Source organism: Streptomyces sp. bgisy159 (genome assembly GCF_057707805.1).
Genome location: NZ_JBYIQX010000011.1, coordinates 42,506 through 56,425, shown reverse-complemented (window position 1 = coordinate 56,425; position 13,920 = coordinate 42,506). Strand labels below are relative to the sequence as shown.

Annotated in this window: 14 protein-coding genes and 1 riboswitch; of the genes, 6 read left to right on the top strand and 8 right to left on the bottom strand. The window is 73.1% G+C overall.

The annotated features are described in order from the left end of the window. Positions 1–24 precede the first annotated feature (24 nt). Positions 25–1,128, top strand: coding sequence for a GNAT family N-acetyltransferase (locus tag AC3ET3_RS13585; RefSeq protein ID WP_432138817.1), 1,104 nt, complete (start codon positions 25–27; stop codon positions 1,126–1,128). Positions 1,129–1,186: 58 nt separating this feature from the next. On the opposite strand, the gene AC3ET3_RS13580 is transcribed toward AC3ET3_RS13585, so the two are convergent. Both AC3ET3_RS13580 and AC3ET3_RS13575 read right to left on the bottom strand, forming a co-directional pair. Further along, positions 1,187–1,459, bottom strand: coding sequence for a DUF4031 domain-containing protein (locus tag AC3ET3_RS13580; protein ID WP_432138818.1), 273 nt, complete (start codon positions 1,457–1,459; stop codon positions 1,187–1,189). Positions 1,460–1,466: 7 nt separating this feature from the next. Further along, positions 1,467–1,865, bottom strand: a complete 399-nt coding sequence (locus tag AC3ET3_RS13575; protein ID WP_432138819.1) for a hypothetical protein — start codon at positions 1,863–1,865, stop codon at positions 1,467–1,469. Positions 1,866–1,921: 56 nt separating this feature from the next. Here AC3ET3_RS13575 and AC3ET3_RS13570 point away from each other — a divergent pair, with 56 nt between their 5' ends. Genes AC3ET3_RS13570 through AC3ET3_RS13555 form a run of 4 tightly spaced genes read left to right on the top strand, consistent with a single transcriptional unit; the run spans position 1,922 to position 6,116 of the window. Beyond that, a complete protein-coding gene (locus tag AC3ET3_RS13570) occupies positions 1,922–2,809 on the top strand; it encodes a MurR/RpiR family transcriptional regulator (protein ID WP_432138820.1) in 888 nt (295 codons plus the stop codon). Between the two features lie 50 nt (positions 2,810–2,859). Then, a complete protein-coding gene (gene murQ, locus AC3ET3_RS13565; protein ID WP_435612197.1) occupies positions 2,860–3,918 on the top strand; it encodes an N-acetylmuramic acid 6-phosphate etherase in 1,059 nt (352 codons plus the stop codon). A 16-nt stretch (positions 3,919–3,934) separates the two neighbouring features. Beyond that, positions 3,935–5,533: a PTS transporter subunit EIIC gene (locus AC3ET3_RS13560; RefSeq protein WP_435612196.1), complete on the top strand. Its 1,599-nt coding sequence runs from the start codon at positions 3,935–3,937 to the stop codon at positions 5,531–5,533. Between the two features lie 4 nt (positions 5,534–5,537). After that, on the top strand, positions 5,538–6,116 hold the full coding sequence (locus AC3ET3_RS13555; protein ID WP_432138823.1) for a hypothetical protein: 579 nt from the start codon (positions 5,538–5,540) through the stop codon (positions 6,114–6,116). Positions 6,117–6,271: 155 nt separating this feature from the next. Here AC3ET3_RS13555 and AC3ET3_RS13550 read toward each other — a convergent pair whose 3' ends face one another. From AC3ET3_RS13550 to thrC, 5 genes are all read right to left on the bottom strand, one after another. Then, entirely contained in the window at positions 6,272–7,405 is a 1,134-nt protein-coding gene (locus tag AC3ET3_RS13550) for an NADH:flavin oxidoreductase (RefSeq protein WP_432138824.1), read from the bottom strand. Between the two features lie 192 nt (positions 7,406–7,597). After that, on the bottom strand, positions 7,598–9,220 hold the full coding sequence (gene groL, locus AC3ET3_RS13545; protein ID WP_432138825.1) for a chaperonin GroEL: 1,623 nt from the start codon (positions 9,218–9,220) through the stop codon (positions 7,598–7,600). A 285-nt stretch (positions 9,221–9,505) separates the two neighbouring features. Then, a complete protein-coding gene (locus AC3ET3_RS13540) occupies positions 9,506–9,709 on the bottom strand; it encodes a cold-shock protein (RefSeq protein WP_004986573.1) in 204 nt (67 codons plus the stop codon). Positions 9,710–10,139: 430 nt separating this feature from the next. Further along, complete coding sequence (locus AC3ET3_RS13535) at positions 10,140–10,415, bottom strand: MoaD/ThiS family protein (RefSeq protein WP_432138826.1); 276 nt, start codon at positions 10,413–10,415, stop codon at positions 10,140–10,142. After that, the gene (gene thrC / locus AC3ET3_RS13530; RefSeq protein ID WP_432138827.1) at positions 10,412–11,695 is read right to left on the bottom strand and encodes a threonine synthase; all 1,284 of its coding nucleotides are present in this window, start codon (positions 11,693–11,695) and stop codon (positions 10,412–10,414) included. Before thrC ends, AC3ET3_RS13535 begins: the two co-directional genes overlap by 4 nt. A gap of 18 nt (positions 11,696–11,713) precedes the next feature. Beyond that, positions 11,714–11,861: riboswitch (SAM riboswitch) on the bottom strand. Positions 11,862–12,009: 148 nt separating this feature from the next. On the opposite strand from thrC, the gene AC3ET3_RS13525 reads away from it, so the two are divergent. Further along, a complete protein-coding gene (locus AC3ET3_RS13525) occupies positions 12,010–12,954 on the top strand; it encodes a glucosyl-3-phosphoglycerate synthase (RefSeq protein ID WP_432138828.1) in 945 nt (314 codons plus the stop codon). Between the two features lie 92 nt (positions 12,955–13,046). Here the strand turns inward: AC3ET3_RS13525 and AC3ET3_RS13520 are convergent, their stop codons facing one another. Next, positions 13,047–13,796 carry a hypothetical protein gene (locus AC3ET3_RS13520; protein WP_432138829.1) on the bottom strand — a complete coding sequence of 250 codons (750 nt, stop codon included), beginning with the start codon at positions 13,794–13,796 and terminating at the stop codon, positions 13,047–13,049. Positions 13,797–13,920 lie beyond the last annotated feature (124 nt).

Sequence of the window (13,920 nt, the reverse complement as noted above, 5' to 3'; positions counted from 1 at the left end):
CGCCCGGCGCCTACGCTGCCCCCCATGGAGACATGGGGCGGGGACCAGGTGGAAGCGGCCGTCGCGAGCTGCACGGGGCTGCTGCGGACGGTGACCGCCCGGGACTGGGCGGGCACCCGGGCCGGCCGGGTGGAGTGGAGCTGCCGGGAGTCCGCCGAGCACATCGCGGCCGACCTCTTCACCTATGCCGGCCGGCTGGCCGCCCGGGCCCCCGCCCGCGTTCCCTTCCGCGTCGCCCCCGACGACGGCACCGGCAACGCCGACGTCGTGGACGTCATCGCGGTGGGCGGGGCCCTGCTCGCGGCGACCCTCCGCGCCACGCCCCGCTCCGCCCGCGCCTTCCACCCGTACCCGTTCCGCAGCGCGAACCGCGAGGGGTTCGCCGCGATGGGCGTCGCGGAGGTGCTGCTGCACACCCACGACATCGCCGAGGGCCTGGGCGTGCCCTACGAGCCGCCCGCCGGGCTGTGCGAGGGCGTGCTGACCCGGATCTTCCCCCGGGTACGCCCGGCCGCCGCACCCTGGCCGGCCCTGCTGTGGGCCACCGGGCGCGGCGACCTGCCCGGCCGGGCGCCGGTCACCGAGTGGCGCTGGCACAACAACCTGGTACTGCCGACCGACCGGCTCACCCTGGAGGGCCTGACCCCGGCGGCCGCCGCCGACCTCCGGGCGGGCGGCGACGGCGGCTTCACCTGGCTGGGCGGCGCACCCCTTCCCGGTGCGCGGGACGCCGCCGGGCTGCTCCTCAAGGCGTACGGGTCGGGCGTCCACCAGCCGGAGTTCGGGGTCTTCGTCGTCGTACGTCGGGACGACGACCGCGCGGTCGGCAGCATCGGCTTCCACGGGCGTCCCGACGAGGAGGGCCGCGTGGAGGTCGGCTACGACCTCGTCGAGCCGGCCCGCGGCCACGGCTACGCCACAGAGGCGCTGCGCACCCTGGCGGAGTGGGCGCTGGCCCGCGACGACGTACAGGCCCTGGGCGCGGTGATCGACGACGACAACCCGGCCTCGCAGCGGGTGGCCGGCCGGGCGGGCTTCACCCCGGCACCGCTGGAGACGGACCGCGCGGCGCGGGAGCCGCGGGGGGAGGCGCCGGCCGAGCCGCGGTTGTTCGTCCGCCGCGGCTGATCCGGGTCGGCAGGTCCGGGCAGCGCGAGGGTCCCTGCCACCCCTGCCGACCGTGCCGTCAGACGGGACGGCCCGCGTACTTGGGACGCCGCAGGCCCGCCTCGGTGAGCCTGCGGACCAGTTCCTTCGAACCGATCTCGACCGCGCCGGCCGCCACCGCGTCGGCGTAGCGGTGCGCGGGCAGGTCGTAGTGGTCCCGCTCGAACGCCCGGCGCGGCACGCCCAGCCGTTCGGCGAAGGCGTGCAGTTCCTCGTACGACGCGTCGCTGACGAGGTGGGACCAGAGCCGGCCGTGGCCCGGCCAGGTCGGGGGATCGATGTAGAGGGTCACCGGCGCCTCACGAGGACGCCGCCCCGTCGCCCGTCGCCAGGGCGAGCGAGCCCACCGGCGCCACCTTCACGCCCGCCTCGGAACACACCCAGTGCGGGTCGGTGCCCAGTTCCGGCTCGACGTCGAGCGCGTGCGGGTCGCCCGAGCCGCACACCGGGCACAGCGGCCAGCGGCCGTACCGCTCCAGCAGGGCGTCCTGCACGTCCTGCGCCACCAGGCCGGTCACGTACGCCGCCCCGTCCGGCCACTGCTCCACCCACCAGCGCCGCTGCACGAGGGACTCCTCCACCAGCGACACCACGTCGGCGTCCGCGACCCGCCCCGCCATGAGGTCGGCCAGCACGAGGGCGCGCGCCGCGTGCAGCGCCTGTTCCAGGGGGCTCAGGGGGGTCTTCGGGGCTTCCATGCCCCCATTGTGCGCACTCTTGACGGCCTCCTCGACATGAAAATAACTTTCAGTACGTGACCCAGGACGCGAAGGAAACTTTCGCCCCCGCCGCACTGACCGCCAAGGTGCGCACGCTCGCCCCCACCATGACCCGCTCCATGCGGCGCGTCGCCGAGGCCGTCGCGGGTGATCCGGCCGGGTGCGCCGCCCTGACCGTCACGGGCCTCGCCGAGCGCACCGGCACCAGCGAGGCCACCGTCGTGCGCACCGCCCGCCTCCTCGGCTATCCGGGCTACCGCGATCTGCGGCTGGCGCTCGCCGGCCTCGCCGCCCAGCAGCGGTCGGGGCGGGCACCCGCCATCACCACCGACATCGCCGTGGACGACCCGCTCGCCGACGTCGTCGCCAAGCTCGCCCTCGACGAGCAGCGCACCCTCGCCGACACCGCCGCCGGGCTCGACACCGCACAGCTCGGCGCGGCCGTCGCCGCCGTCGCCGGGGCGCGGCGCACCGACGTGTACGGGGTCGGGGCGTCCGGGCTGGTCGCCCAGGACCTGGCGCAGAAGCTGCTGCGGATCGGGCTGGTCGCGCACGCGCACAGCGATCCGCACCTCGCGGTCACCAACGCCGTGCAGCTGCGCGAGGGCGACGCCGCGGTCGCGATCACCCACTCGGGCGCCACCGGCGACGTCATCGAACCGCTGCGGGTGGCCTTCGAGGGCGGGGCCACCACCGTCGTCATCACCGGGCGGCCCGAGGGAGCGGTCACCCAGTACGCGGACCTCGTGCTGACCACGTCCACGGCCCGGGAGAGCGAGCTGCGGCCGGCCGCGATGTCGTCCCGCACCGGCCAGCTGCTGGTGGTGGACTGCCTGTTCGTGGGCGTGGCGCAGCGGACGTACGAGTCGGCCGCACCCGCCCTGGCCGCGTCGTACGAGGCGCTGGCGCACCGGCACCGGTAGGACCGGGTGAGCCGGACCGACCGCCCTCGCACCGAAAGAGCCACCCCGTCATGACTGCATCCTCCGCGCGCCGCCCCGACACCGCCGACACCACCGACACCACCGACACCGACAGCCCAGACACCTCCAGCACCCCCAGCACCCCCAGCACCCCGAGCCTCGCCCGGTCTGCCGGGGGCGCCGGCAGCGACGGCGGCGATCTCCTCGCCCAGCTGTCCGCCCTGCCGACCGAGGCGTTCCGCGCCGACCTCGCCGACATCGACCGGCTGCCCACCCTCGACATCGCCCGCCTGATGAACGGCGAGGACTCCGCCGTACCGGCCGCCGTGGCGACCCAGCTGCCCGCCATCGCCGCCGCCGTCGACGCCATCGCCGAGCGGATGGCGCGCGGCGGGCGGCTCGTCTACGCGGGTGCCGGGACCGCCGGGCGGCTCGGCGTACTGGACGCCTCGGAGTGCCCGCCCACCTTCGACACCGCGCCCGGGCAGGTCGTGGGGCTGATCGCCGGCGGGCCCGAGGCCGTGGTCAGCTCGGTGGAGGGCGCCGAGGACTCCCGGGAGCTGGCGGTGAGCGACCTGGACGCGCTCGGTCTGACCCCCGCCGACACCGTGGTCGGTGTCTCCGCCTCCGGCCGCACCCCGTACGCCGTCGGGGCCGTCGAGCACGCCCGGGCGGCCGGGGCGCTGACCGTCGGGGTGGTGTGCAACCCGGGGAGCGCGCTGGCGGCGGCCGCCGCGTACGGCATCGAGGTGGTCGTCGGGCCCGAGCTGATCACCGGGTCGACGCGGCTGAAGGCCGGCACCGCGCAGAAGCTGGTGCTCAACATGCTGTCGACGATCACGATGATCCGCCTGGGCAAGACGTACGGGAACCTGATGGTCGACGTGCGGGCGTCCAACGAGAAGCTGCGCGCCCGCTCCCGGCGGATCGTCGCCCTCGCCACGGGCGCCGGGGACGCGGAGGCCGAGGCCGCGCTCCACGCCGCCGGGGGCGAGGTGAAGAACGCGATCCTGGTCGTCCTCGCCGGTGTGGACGGACCCGCCGCCGCCCGCCTTCTGGAGGAGTCCGGCGGCCATCTGCGCGCCGCGCTGGCCGCCGCCCGCCGCTGAGCCGCACGCTCGGGGCATGCGCACCGACCCCCGCCACACGGCCGCCGCCCTCCTCCCCCTGGTCGGCGGCCCCGCCAACATCACCTCCGTCGCCCACTGCGTGACCCGCCTGCGGCTCACCCTCACCGACCCGGCACGGGTGGACACGGAGGCGGTGCGGGCGGTCCCGGGTGTCCTGGGCCTGGTGACGGCTGCCGACGGATGCCAGGTCGTGCTGGGGCCGGGGGTCGTCGGGCGGGTGACCGCGGAGTTCGAGGGACTGGTCCGGGCGGCGGCAGGCATCGCCGACGCCACCGGCCCTGCCCACGTCCCCGACGCCGCCGGCCCTGCCCATGTCCCCGACGCCGCCGGCCCTGCCGACGCCGCCGGGGAGACGACCGCGGTCCCGCCCACGGTCGCCGACGGGCTGGCCTCGCGGGGCGCCGAGCTGAGGGAGGCCGCCCGGCGGCGCAACGCCACCCCGGTCAAACGGGCGCTGCGCCGCCTCGCCGCCGTCTTCGTGCCGCTCATCCCCGCGCTGATCGGCTGCGGCGTCCTCGCCGGGCTGAACGGGCTGCTGGTCAACACCGGCCGGCTGACCGGCCTGACGCCCGCCCTGACCGCCGTGTCGTCCGCGTTCATGGCGCTGATCGCGGTGTTCGTCGGCGTGAACACGGCGAAGGAGTTCGGCGGGACGCCGGTGCTGGGCGGCGCGGTCGCGGCGGTCGTCGTGTACCCGGGGGTCGCGAAGGTCACCGCGTTCGGTGTGGCCCTCTCCCCCGGCCAGGGCGGGGTGCTCGGGGCGCTGGCCGCCGCGCTGCTGGGGACGTACGTGGAGAAGGCGTGCCGGGGCCGGTTCCCGGCGACGCTGGACGTCCTGCTCACGCCGACCGTGACCGTCCTGGTCGCCGGCCTCGCCACCCTGTACGGGCTGATGTACGCGGCCGGCGCGGTCTCCTCCGCCATCGGCACCGCGGCGACCTGGCTGCTGACCACCACCGGGGCGCTCGCCGGTCTGGTTCTCGGCGGGCTGTTCCTGCCGCTGGTGATGCTCGGCCTGCACCAGGCGCTGATCCCGCTGCACGCCACCCTCATCGAACAGCAGGGGTACACGGTGCTCCTGCCGGTCCTCGCGATGGCCGGGGCCGGCCAGGTCGGCGCGGCCTGCGCGGTGTACGTACGGCTGCGACACGACGCCTCGCTGCGCGCCACCATCCGCTCGGCGCTGCCCGCCGGTCTCCTCGGCGTCGGCGAACCGCTCATCTACGGCGTGTCCCTGCCCCTGGGGCGCCCCTTCGTGACCGCCTGCGCGGGCGGCGCGGCCGGCGGAGCCTTCGTCGGCTTCTTCGCGACCCTCGGCGACCAGGTCGGCGCCACCGCCATCGGCCCGTCCGGCTGGGCCCTCTTCCCCCTCCTGTCCGGCACCGCGAGCCTCACCGTCACGGCGGCGGTCTACGCGGGCGGTCTCCTGACCGCCTACACGACCGGGTTCGCCGCGACCTACCTGGCGGGCATCCCCGAATCCCGGCTGCGGGCCCCGGCCGCGACCGGGGGCGACCGGCCGGCGGCGGAGGCCGTCCCGGCGAGCGATGTCTCCGGCGGCGACGCGGCCGGACCCGGGCGTGTGCGACGGTAGGAGGGTGAATCACGCCCAGCTGAACGCTCTGGGCCGTGCCCTGCGCCTTCTCGGGGAGCACGGCGAGGCCCTGACCGCCGACACCACGGACGCCGCGTTGCACGAGGTGAAGGCCGATCTGCGGCGTGCCCTCGACCTCCTGGACGAGAGTGTCGGCACGGCCGCGCGGACCACCCGGTGCGCCGAGCACCCCAACGGGCCGGTCGACGAGAGCGCCCCCGACCTGTGCCTGCTCTGCGAGACCCGGCGGCGCGCCGCCCGTCGCGCCGAGTACGCCGGCCCCGCGCCCCAGCCGCTCCCCCGGGACCACACCGACCCGGCGCCGTCCCGCTACGGCGTCCGCGCCGACCGCCCGCAGCCCCAGCAGCGCTGGCTGCCGGAGCTGTGGAACGGCCAGGAGTGGCAGCTGTGCGGCACCCCGCGCCGCGACCGTCACGAGGCCGAGCTGTACCTGGCGGCGCTGCGCCGCGGATCGCGGCCGGCGATGGCGTACCGGCTGGTGCACGAGTTCACGGACTACGAGGTGCTGCGGGTCTGGGGCACCCCGGTCAGGGTCGACATCGAACCCCTCGGCAACCTCTGACCTCCGGCCTCCGGCCCGCCATCGCCCTCTGACCGCTGGCCCTCTGACCTCCGGCCCGGCGCGGCGCGGCCCGGACCGGCGCGGCCCGGCGCGGCCCGGCGCGGCCCGGCGCGGCCCGGCGCGGCCCGGCGCGGCCCGGAGGGCAGGCCGCGGTGTCAGCTGAGCGTGCGCAGCGCCGCACCGTCGTACGGCGTCAGCTCGTCGAAGCGGCCCGCCAGCACCTTCTCCGCCCACCGCGGGTCCTGCAGCAGCGCACGGCCGACGGCGACGAGGTCGAACTCGGCGCGCTCCAGCCGGTCGAGAAGGTTGTCGAGGCCGCCGAGCGGCGCGCCCTCGCCGGCGAAGGCCCGCACGAAGTCGCCGTTCAGACCGACCGAGCCGACGGTGACGACCGGCTTGCCGGTGAGCTTCCTGGTCCAGCCGGCCAGGTTGAGGTCGGAGCCGTCGAACTCGGGCAGCCAGTAGCGGCGGGTGGAGGCGTGGAAGGCGTCGACGCCGGCCGCGGCGAGCGGCGCGAGGATCGCCTCCAGCTGCTGCGGGGTCTCGGCGAGCTTCGCGTCGAAGGCGTCGGCCTTCCACTGCGAGTACCGGAAGACCACCGGGAAGTCGGCCGGGACGGCGGCGCGCACGGCGGCCACGATCTCGGCGGCGAACCGGGTCCGGGCGACGGGGTCGCCGCCGTAGCCGTCGGTGCGGCGGTTGGTGCGCTCCCACAGGAACTGGTCGATCAGGTAGCCGTGGGCGCCGTGCAGTTCGACACCGTCGAAGCCGATGCGCGCGGCGTCCGCCGCGGCCCGCGCGAACGCGGCGACGACGTCGTCCAGGTCGCCGCTCGTCATGGGCTTGCCGGCGCCCTCGGTGCCGTCGAGGCGGATGCCGGAGGGGCCGACGGCGGGCGCGTCGGCGTAGGGGGGCCTGCCGGTCTCGCGGACCATGCCGATGTGCCACAGCTGGGGCACGATCTTCCCGCCGGCCGCGTGCACCGCGTCGGCGACCTTCGCCCAGCCGGCCAGCTGCTCCTCCCCGTGGAACCGGGGCACCCGGTCCTGGTCGCCGGCCGACTCGTGCCCGACGTAGGTCCCCTCGGTGACGATCAGCCCGACCCCGGCGGCGGCCCGGCGGGCGTAGTAGGACCGCACGTCCTCACCGGGGACACCGCCCGGGGAGAACATCCGCGTCATCGGCGCCATCACGATGCGGTTCGGGACGGTCATCCCGTTGATCTCGACGGGACGGGAGAGCAGCTCGGCCGCGCGGGACGCGGCGGACTCGGCGGTGGTGGCGGTCACGGGGACTCCTCGGATCGACCAGCTGGTATGTGCATACGCATCGTTGCACCTGATGAAGCAACTGCCGATACCCCGCCGCGCATTCCCCGTCCGCCCCGTCTGTGACTCCGGACACGCCCGAGGGCGGCACCCCCTGCCGCGCAAGGAGTGCCGCCCTCGGTCCGCTGGACGGTCGATCAACCCTGAGGTCGATCAGAAGTCCATGTCACCGCCCGGCATGCCGCCGCCGGCCGGGGCCGCGGCCTTCTCCGGCTTGTCGGCGATGACGGCCTCGGTGGTGAGGAACAGGGCCGCGATGGAGGCGGCGTTCTGCAGCGCGGAGCGCGTCACCTTGGCCGGGTCGATGATGCCCTCGGCGATCATGTCGACGTACTCGCCGGTCGCGGCGTTCAGGCCGTGGCCGACCTGGAGGTTGCGGACCTTCTCCACGACGACGCCGCCCTCGAGACCACCGTTGACGGCGATCTGCTTCAGCGGGGCCTCCAGCGCGAGCTTCACGGCGTTGGCGCCGGTCGCCTCGTCACCGTCCAGCTCCAGCTTCTCGAAGACCTGGGAGGCCTGCAGCAGGGCCACGCCACCACCGGCGACGATGCCCTCCTCGACGGCCGCCTTGGCGTTGCGCACGGCGTCCTCGATGCGGTGCTTGCGCTCCTTGAGCTCCACCTCGGTGGCGGCGCCGGCCTTGATGACCGCGACACCGCCGGCGAGCTTCGCCAGGCGCTCCTGCAGCTTCTCGCGGTCATAGTCGGAGTCGCTGTTCTCGATCTCGGCGCGGATCTGGTTCACGCGGCCCTGCACCTGCTCGGAGGAGCCGGCGCCGTCGACGATGGTGGTCTCGTCCTTGGTGATGACGACCTTGCGGGCCTTGCCCAGCAGGTCGAGGCTCGTGTTCTCGAGCTTGAGACCGACCTCCTCGGAGATGACCTCGCCGCCGGTGAGGATGGCGATGTCGTTCAGCATCGCCTTGCGGCGGTCGCCGAAGCCCGGGGCCTTGACCGCGACGGACTTGAAGGTGCCGCGGATCTTGTTCACGACCAGGGTCGACAGGGCCTCGCCCTCGACGTCCTCGGCGATGATCAGCAGCGGCTTGCCCGACTGCATGACCTTCTCCAGCAGCGGGAGCAGGTCCTTGACGTTGGAGATCTTGGAGTTCGCGATGAGGATGTACGGGTCGTCGAGGACGGCCTCCATACGCTCCATGTCGGTCGCGAAGTAGGCGGAGATGTAGCCCTTGTCGAAGCGCATGCCCTCGGTGAGCTCGAGCTCCAGACCGAAGGTCTGCGACTCCTCGACGGTGATGACGCCTTCCTTGCCGACCTTGTCCATGGCCTCGGCGATCAGCTCGCCGATCTGGGTGTCGGCGGCGGAGATGGAGGCCGTGGAGGCGATCTGCTCCTTGGTCTCGACATCCTTCGCCTGCTCCAGCAGGGCGGCGGAGACGGCCTCGACGGCCTTCTCGATACCCCGCTTGAGGGCCATCGGGTTGGCGCCGGCGGCCACGTTGCGCAGACCCTCGCGGACCAGCGCCTGGGCGAGGACGGTGGCGGTGGTCGTACCGTCACCGGCGACGTCGTCCGTCTTCTTGGCGACTTCCTTGACCAGCTCGGCGCCGATCTTCTCGTACGGGTCCTCCAGCTCGATCTCCTTGGCGATGGAGACACCGTCGTTGGTGATCGTGGGGGCGCCCCACTTCTTCTCCAGGACGACGTTGCGACCCTTGGGGCCGAGGGTCACCTTGACGGCGTCCGCGAGCTGGTTCATGCCGCGCTCAAGGCCGCGCCGCGCCTCTTCGTCGAACGCGATGATCTTGGCCATGTGAAGTGGTCCCTCCAGGACTGGGGGTGATTCCTTCGGACCGCGCCCGCGCCCGCGACGGACGGCTCGCGGGCCTCGTGGTTCCTTGCCCCACCCGGCCTGCGGGCCTCACCGACCCGGTCCTTCGCTGTCACTCTCACCTTCAGAGTGCTAACGCCAATGATTAGCACTCGGCACCGTCGAGTGCAAGCGCCTCCAGGGGGGAGGAACGGGGATCAGCCGGGGACGGACAGGACGAAGGGCCCGCACCCGGGACGGGTGCGGGCCCTTCGGCGAAAAGGACGTTCAGGCGGTGACGCGAACCATGTCGGCCTGCGGGCCCTTCTGGCCCTGCGAGATCTCGAACTCGACCCGCTGGCCCTCTTCCAGGGTGCGGTAGCCGTCCATCTGGATCGCGCTGTAGTGGACGAAGACGTCCGCACCACCGTCGACCGCGATGAAGCCGTACCCCTTCTCCGCGTTGAACCACTTGACGGTGCCCTGAGCCATGCCTAACTCCCCTATTACTGGCCCTTGCACAGATCCACACTTCGCGGATCCGGGTCAGACCTCACCCCCCAGTCGTCGGGGGCGTGCGCCGGAACGCGTCGACCGCGGCTGAATGTATCTGTCCAACTGCCGTCTGCAACAGGTCAATCGGACGAGAAATCTGGACGCACCAAGCCCGGAAAGAGGGGGCGAATAGGCGGAATTCAGGCCAAGTCGGGCCCCACAAAAGGAACAAATGCCGCGAATGCAAGGCGCACTTTGGCTGCTTCTCGACGGCAGCGCGGCAGAAACACGCGGCTCCCGGCTCGTCGGCCGGGACCACGTTCCCCAACTCTACCGCGCTCAATCACATAGAATTGCCCCCTCCGTTTCTCTCACGGAGGAGGCAATTCCATGAACGCTCGGTAACCGTGATTACCGAAGGTAATGATCAGCCGCCGGCGACCGCCGGAATGATGGAGACTCCCGCGCCGTCGGGGGTCGCGGTGGCCAGGCCCTGCTCGAAACGGACGTCGTCGTCGTTCACGTACACGTTCACGAAACGGCGCAGCTTGCCCTGGTCGTCCAGCACGCGCGCGGCGATCCCCGTGTGGTTCTTCTCCAGGTCGGCGATGACGTCGGCGAGGGTCGCGCCCTCGGCCGGCACCTCGGCCCGCCCACCGGTGTAGGTGCGCAGGATGGTGGGGATGCGAACGGTCACGCTCATGCGAGGCCAGCCTCTCGGAAGGAGTCCAGGTTCGGGCGGATGGTGGCGGTGAGGCCGGTGCCGGCCACCGCGTCGAGGGTCTTCAGGCCGTCTCCGGTGTTCAGGACGACCGTGGTCTTCGCCGGGTCGAGCACGCCGTTCTCGATCAGCTTCCTCGTCACGCCGACCGTCACACCGCCGGCGGTCTCCGCGAAGATGCCCTCGGTCCGGGCCAGCACCTTGATCGCGTCCACGACCTGCTCGTCGGTGACGTCCTCCACGGCGCCACCGGTCCGGCGCGCGATGTCCAGCACGTACGGCCCGTCGGCGGGGTTGCCGATCGCCAGGGACTTGGCGATGGTGTCCGGCTTCTGCGGGCGTACGACGTCGTGGCCGGCCTTGAACGCGGTGGAGACCGGCGAGCAGCCGAGCGCCTGCGCGCCGAAGATCTTGTACGGCCGGTCCTCGACCAGCCCCAGCCCGATCAGCTCCTGCAGACCCTTGTCGATCTTCGTGAGCTGCGAGCCGGAGGCGATGGGGACGACGATCTGGTCCGGGAGCCGCCAGCCGAGCTGCTCGCAGATCTCGTAGGCCAGGGTCTTGGACCCCTCGGCGTAGTAGGGCCGCAGGTTGACGTTGACGAAGCCCCAGCCCTCGCCGGCCGGGTCGCCGATCAGCTCGGAGCAGAAGCGGTTCACGTCGTCGTAGTTGCCCTCGATGCCGACGAGCTCGCCGCCGTAGACCGCGGCCATGACGACCTTGCCCTGCTCCAGGTCGTGCGGGATGAACACGCAGGAGCGGAAGCCGGCCCGGGCGGCGGCGGCGCCGACGGCACCGGCGAGGTTGCCGGTGGAGGAGCACGACAGGGTGGTGAAGCCGAAGGCGCGCGCGGCCTCCAGCGCCTGTGCGACCACGCGGTCCTTGAACGAGTGCGTCGGGTTGCCGGAGTCGTCCTTGATGTACAGCCCGCCGGTGACGCCCAGTTCGCGCGCCAGGTTGTCGGCCTTGACCAGCTTGGTCCAGCCCGGGTTCAGGTTGGGCTTGTCGGCGACGTCGGCGGGGACCGGGAGCAGCGGGGCGTAGCGCCAGATGTTGGCGGGTCCGGCCTCGATCCGCTTGCGCAGTTCCTCCGTGTCGTAGGAGGAGAAGTCGTAGGCGATCTCCAGCGGGCCGAAACACTCCTGGCACGCGAAGACCGGGCCGAGGGGGACGCGGTGACCGCACTCGCGACAGCTCAGGGCCGCGGCGGGACCGAGGTCGACGGTGGGATTGCCGGAGTTTGCAACTGTCTGCACAGCCATGTGAGGCGAGGCCCTTTCTCCTCATCTTCCTCACGACGCATCTCGCCGTGAGACGGATTTGGCACCTTCCCTAGCCGGGAGCCTCGCCACGCCGACGTGACGGGAACCGACTGGAGGGTTGCCGGGGCTTCATCGGGCCGTATCCCTCTGCCCCTCTGGATGAGCGGTATGTAGTTGTAAGCGCAACAACCCCCGACATGCGATGGTCATCAGCGTTGTTCAAGACTGTAACCGACGACCAGGACAGTTGAGATAGTCGTCCGAACCGCGAGACACCCGCGGACACCGCCGAGACACCGTGAGGAGCCGCAGGCGTGCTGGAAGAAGTCGAGCGCTGGCTGACCACCCGCTCCTGGTCCGTGAGCGACCGCCCGCCGCACCGCGTCCTGGCCGCCAAGCGCGCGACCGGCCAGACGGTCTCCGTCGTGCTGCCCGCGCTGAACGAGGAGGAGACCGTCGGCGACATCGTCGCCGTGATCCGCCACGACCTCATGCAGCAGATCCCGCTCGTCGACGAGATCGTGGTCGTCGACTCCGGGTCGACCGACCGCACCTCCGAGGTGGCCGCCGCCGCGGGCGCCCGGGTCGTCCACCGCGACGACATCCTGCCCCGCCTGCCCGCCCTGCCCGGCAAGGGCGAGGTGCTCTGGCGCTCCCTGCTGGTGACCGGCGGGGACATCGTGTGCTTCGTCGACGCGGACCTCAGGGAGTTCTCCTCCGACTTCGTCACCGGCATCGTCGGCCCGCTGCTCACCGAACCCGGTGTCGCCCTGGTCAAGGGCATGTACGACCGTCCGCTGGCCGGGGCGGCGGGGCAGGGCGGCCGGGTCACCGAGCTGATGGCCCGCCCGCTGCTGAACATGCACTGGCCGCAGCTGGCCGGGTTCGTGCAGCCGCTGGGCGGCGAGTACGCGGCCCGCCGCTCCCTGCTGGAACAGCTGCCGTTCCCGGTGGGCTACGGGGTGGAGCTGGGCATGCTGGTCGACGCCCTGCACCTGGTGGGCCTGGACGCGCTCGCCCAGGTCGACCTGGGGGTGCGCATCCACCGCCACCAGGACGGCCAGGCCCTCGGCCGGATGGCGGCGGCCATCTACCGCACCGCCCAGCTGCGGCTGGCCCGCGGCCACCTCGTCCGGCCCTCCCTCACGCAGTTCGAGCGCACCGATGAGGGGTTCGAGCCGCGGACGTACTCCGTGGACACGGAGGAGCGGCCGCCGATGGTGGAGATCGCGGAGTACGCGGCCCGCAAGGTGGCGTGACGGGCGGCGCCCCGGGCCGACGGGCGGCCCGTCGGCGCGGGGGCACGTCGGCCCGGACAGTCAGCCCGGATACCCGTCAGCCCGGATACCCGTCAGCCCGGATGCCCGTCCGACCAGCGCCAGGTGCCGGAGGAGTCCTGCTCGCAGGTGAGGTACTCGCCGCCCCTGCCGTAGGTGCTCAGCCCGTGGTGCCGCTTGGCGCAGAACTGGCCGTCGGCGTAGCAGTTCCCGGCGGGGCTGGTGATGGCGCAGCTCTTGTCGGTACCGGACGTGCCGCCGGAGGACCCGCCGGACGAGCCGCCCGACGAGCCGCCGGAGGTCTGCGCCGCCCGCGGGGTCGGGGTGGGCGTGTGCAGCAGCCGGCCGGAGCAGTCACGGCCGTCCCGCGCGACGACGAAGGCCACGTCGAAGGAGGCGGCGGCGTCGTCGGGATCGTCGATCTGCTCGCAGACCTTCTCGGCCGCGCCCCAGGAGGAGGCGGTCCGGCCGCCGCCGCCGAGCGGGGCACCGGTGCCCTGGAGGTACACGGCGTACGCCAGACCGGCGGCCTTCGCGTCGGCGGCGGCCTTCCCGACGGCCTGCCCGGTGTGGTCGGCGAGCGTGGCGAGGGCGGGAGCCGGGGTGGGGGTCGGGGGCGGCGTGGGCTCCGCGCGGGTCGGTGAGGGCTCGGGCGTGGGGCCGGCGGGGCTGTCCGTGACGGCCACCTGGGTGACGCTCGTGTCCGCCGCCGCGCCGTCGTCACCGCCCTCGCAGCCGGCCAGGGCGAGTACGGACGCGGCGAACAGCGCGGCGAGCCCGGTGGCTCTGCGGTCGCCCAGGAGACGTCTGCGGAAATCGATCACGAATGCCCACCCCCGGCCGTGCGCGCCACGCGCTCCTTGCCACGCATGGCATGTGCGCGGCACATCATCCCCTCTTCACACAATGTTCACAACGGGTCGAGTGGAACCGTACGTTTGAGCGTTT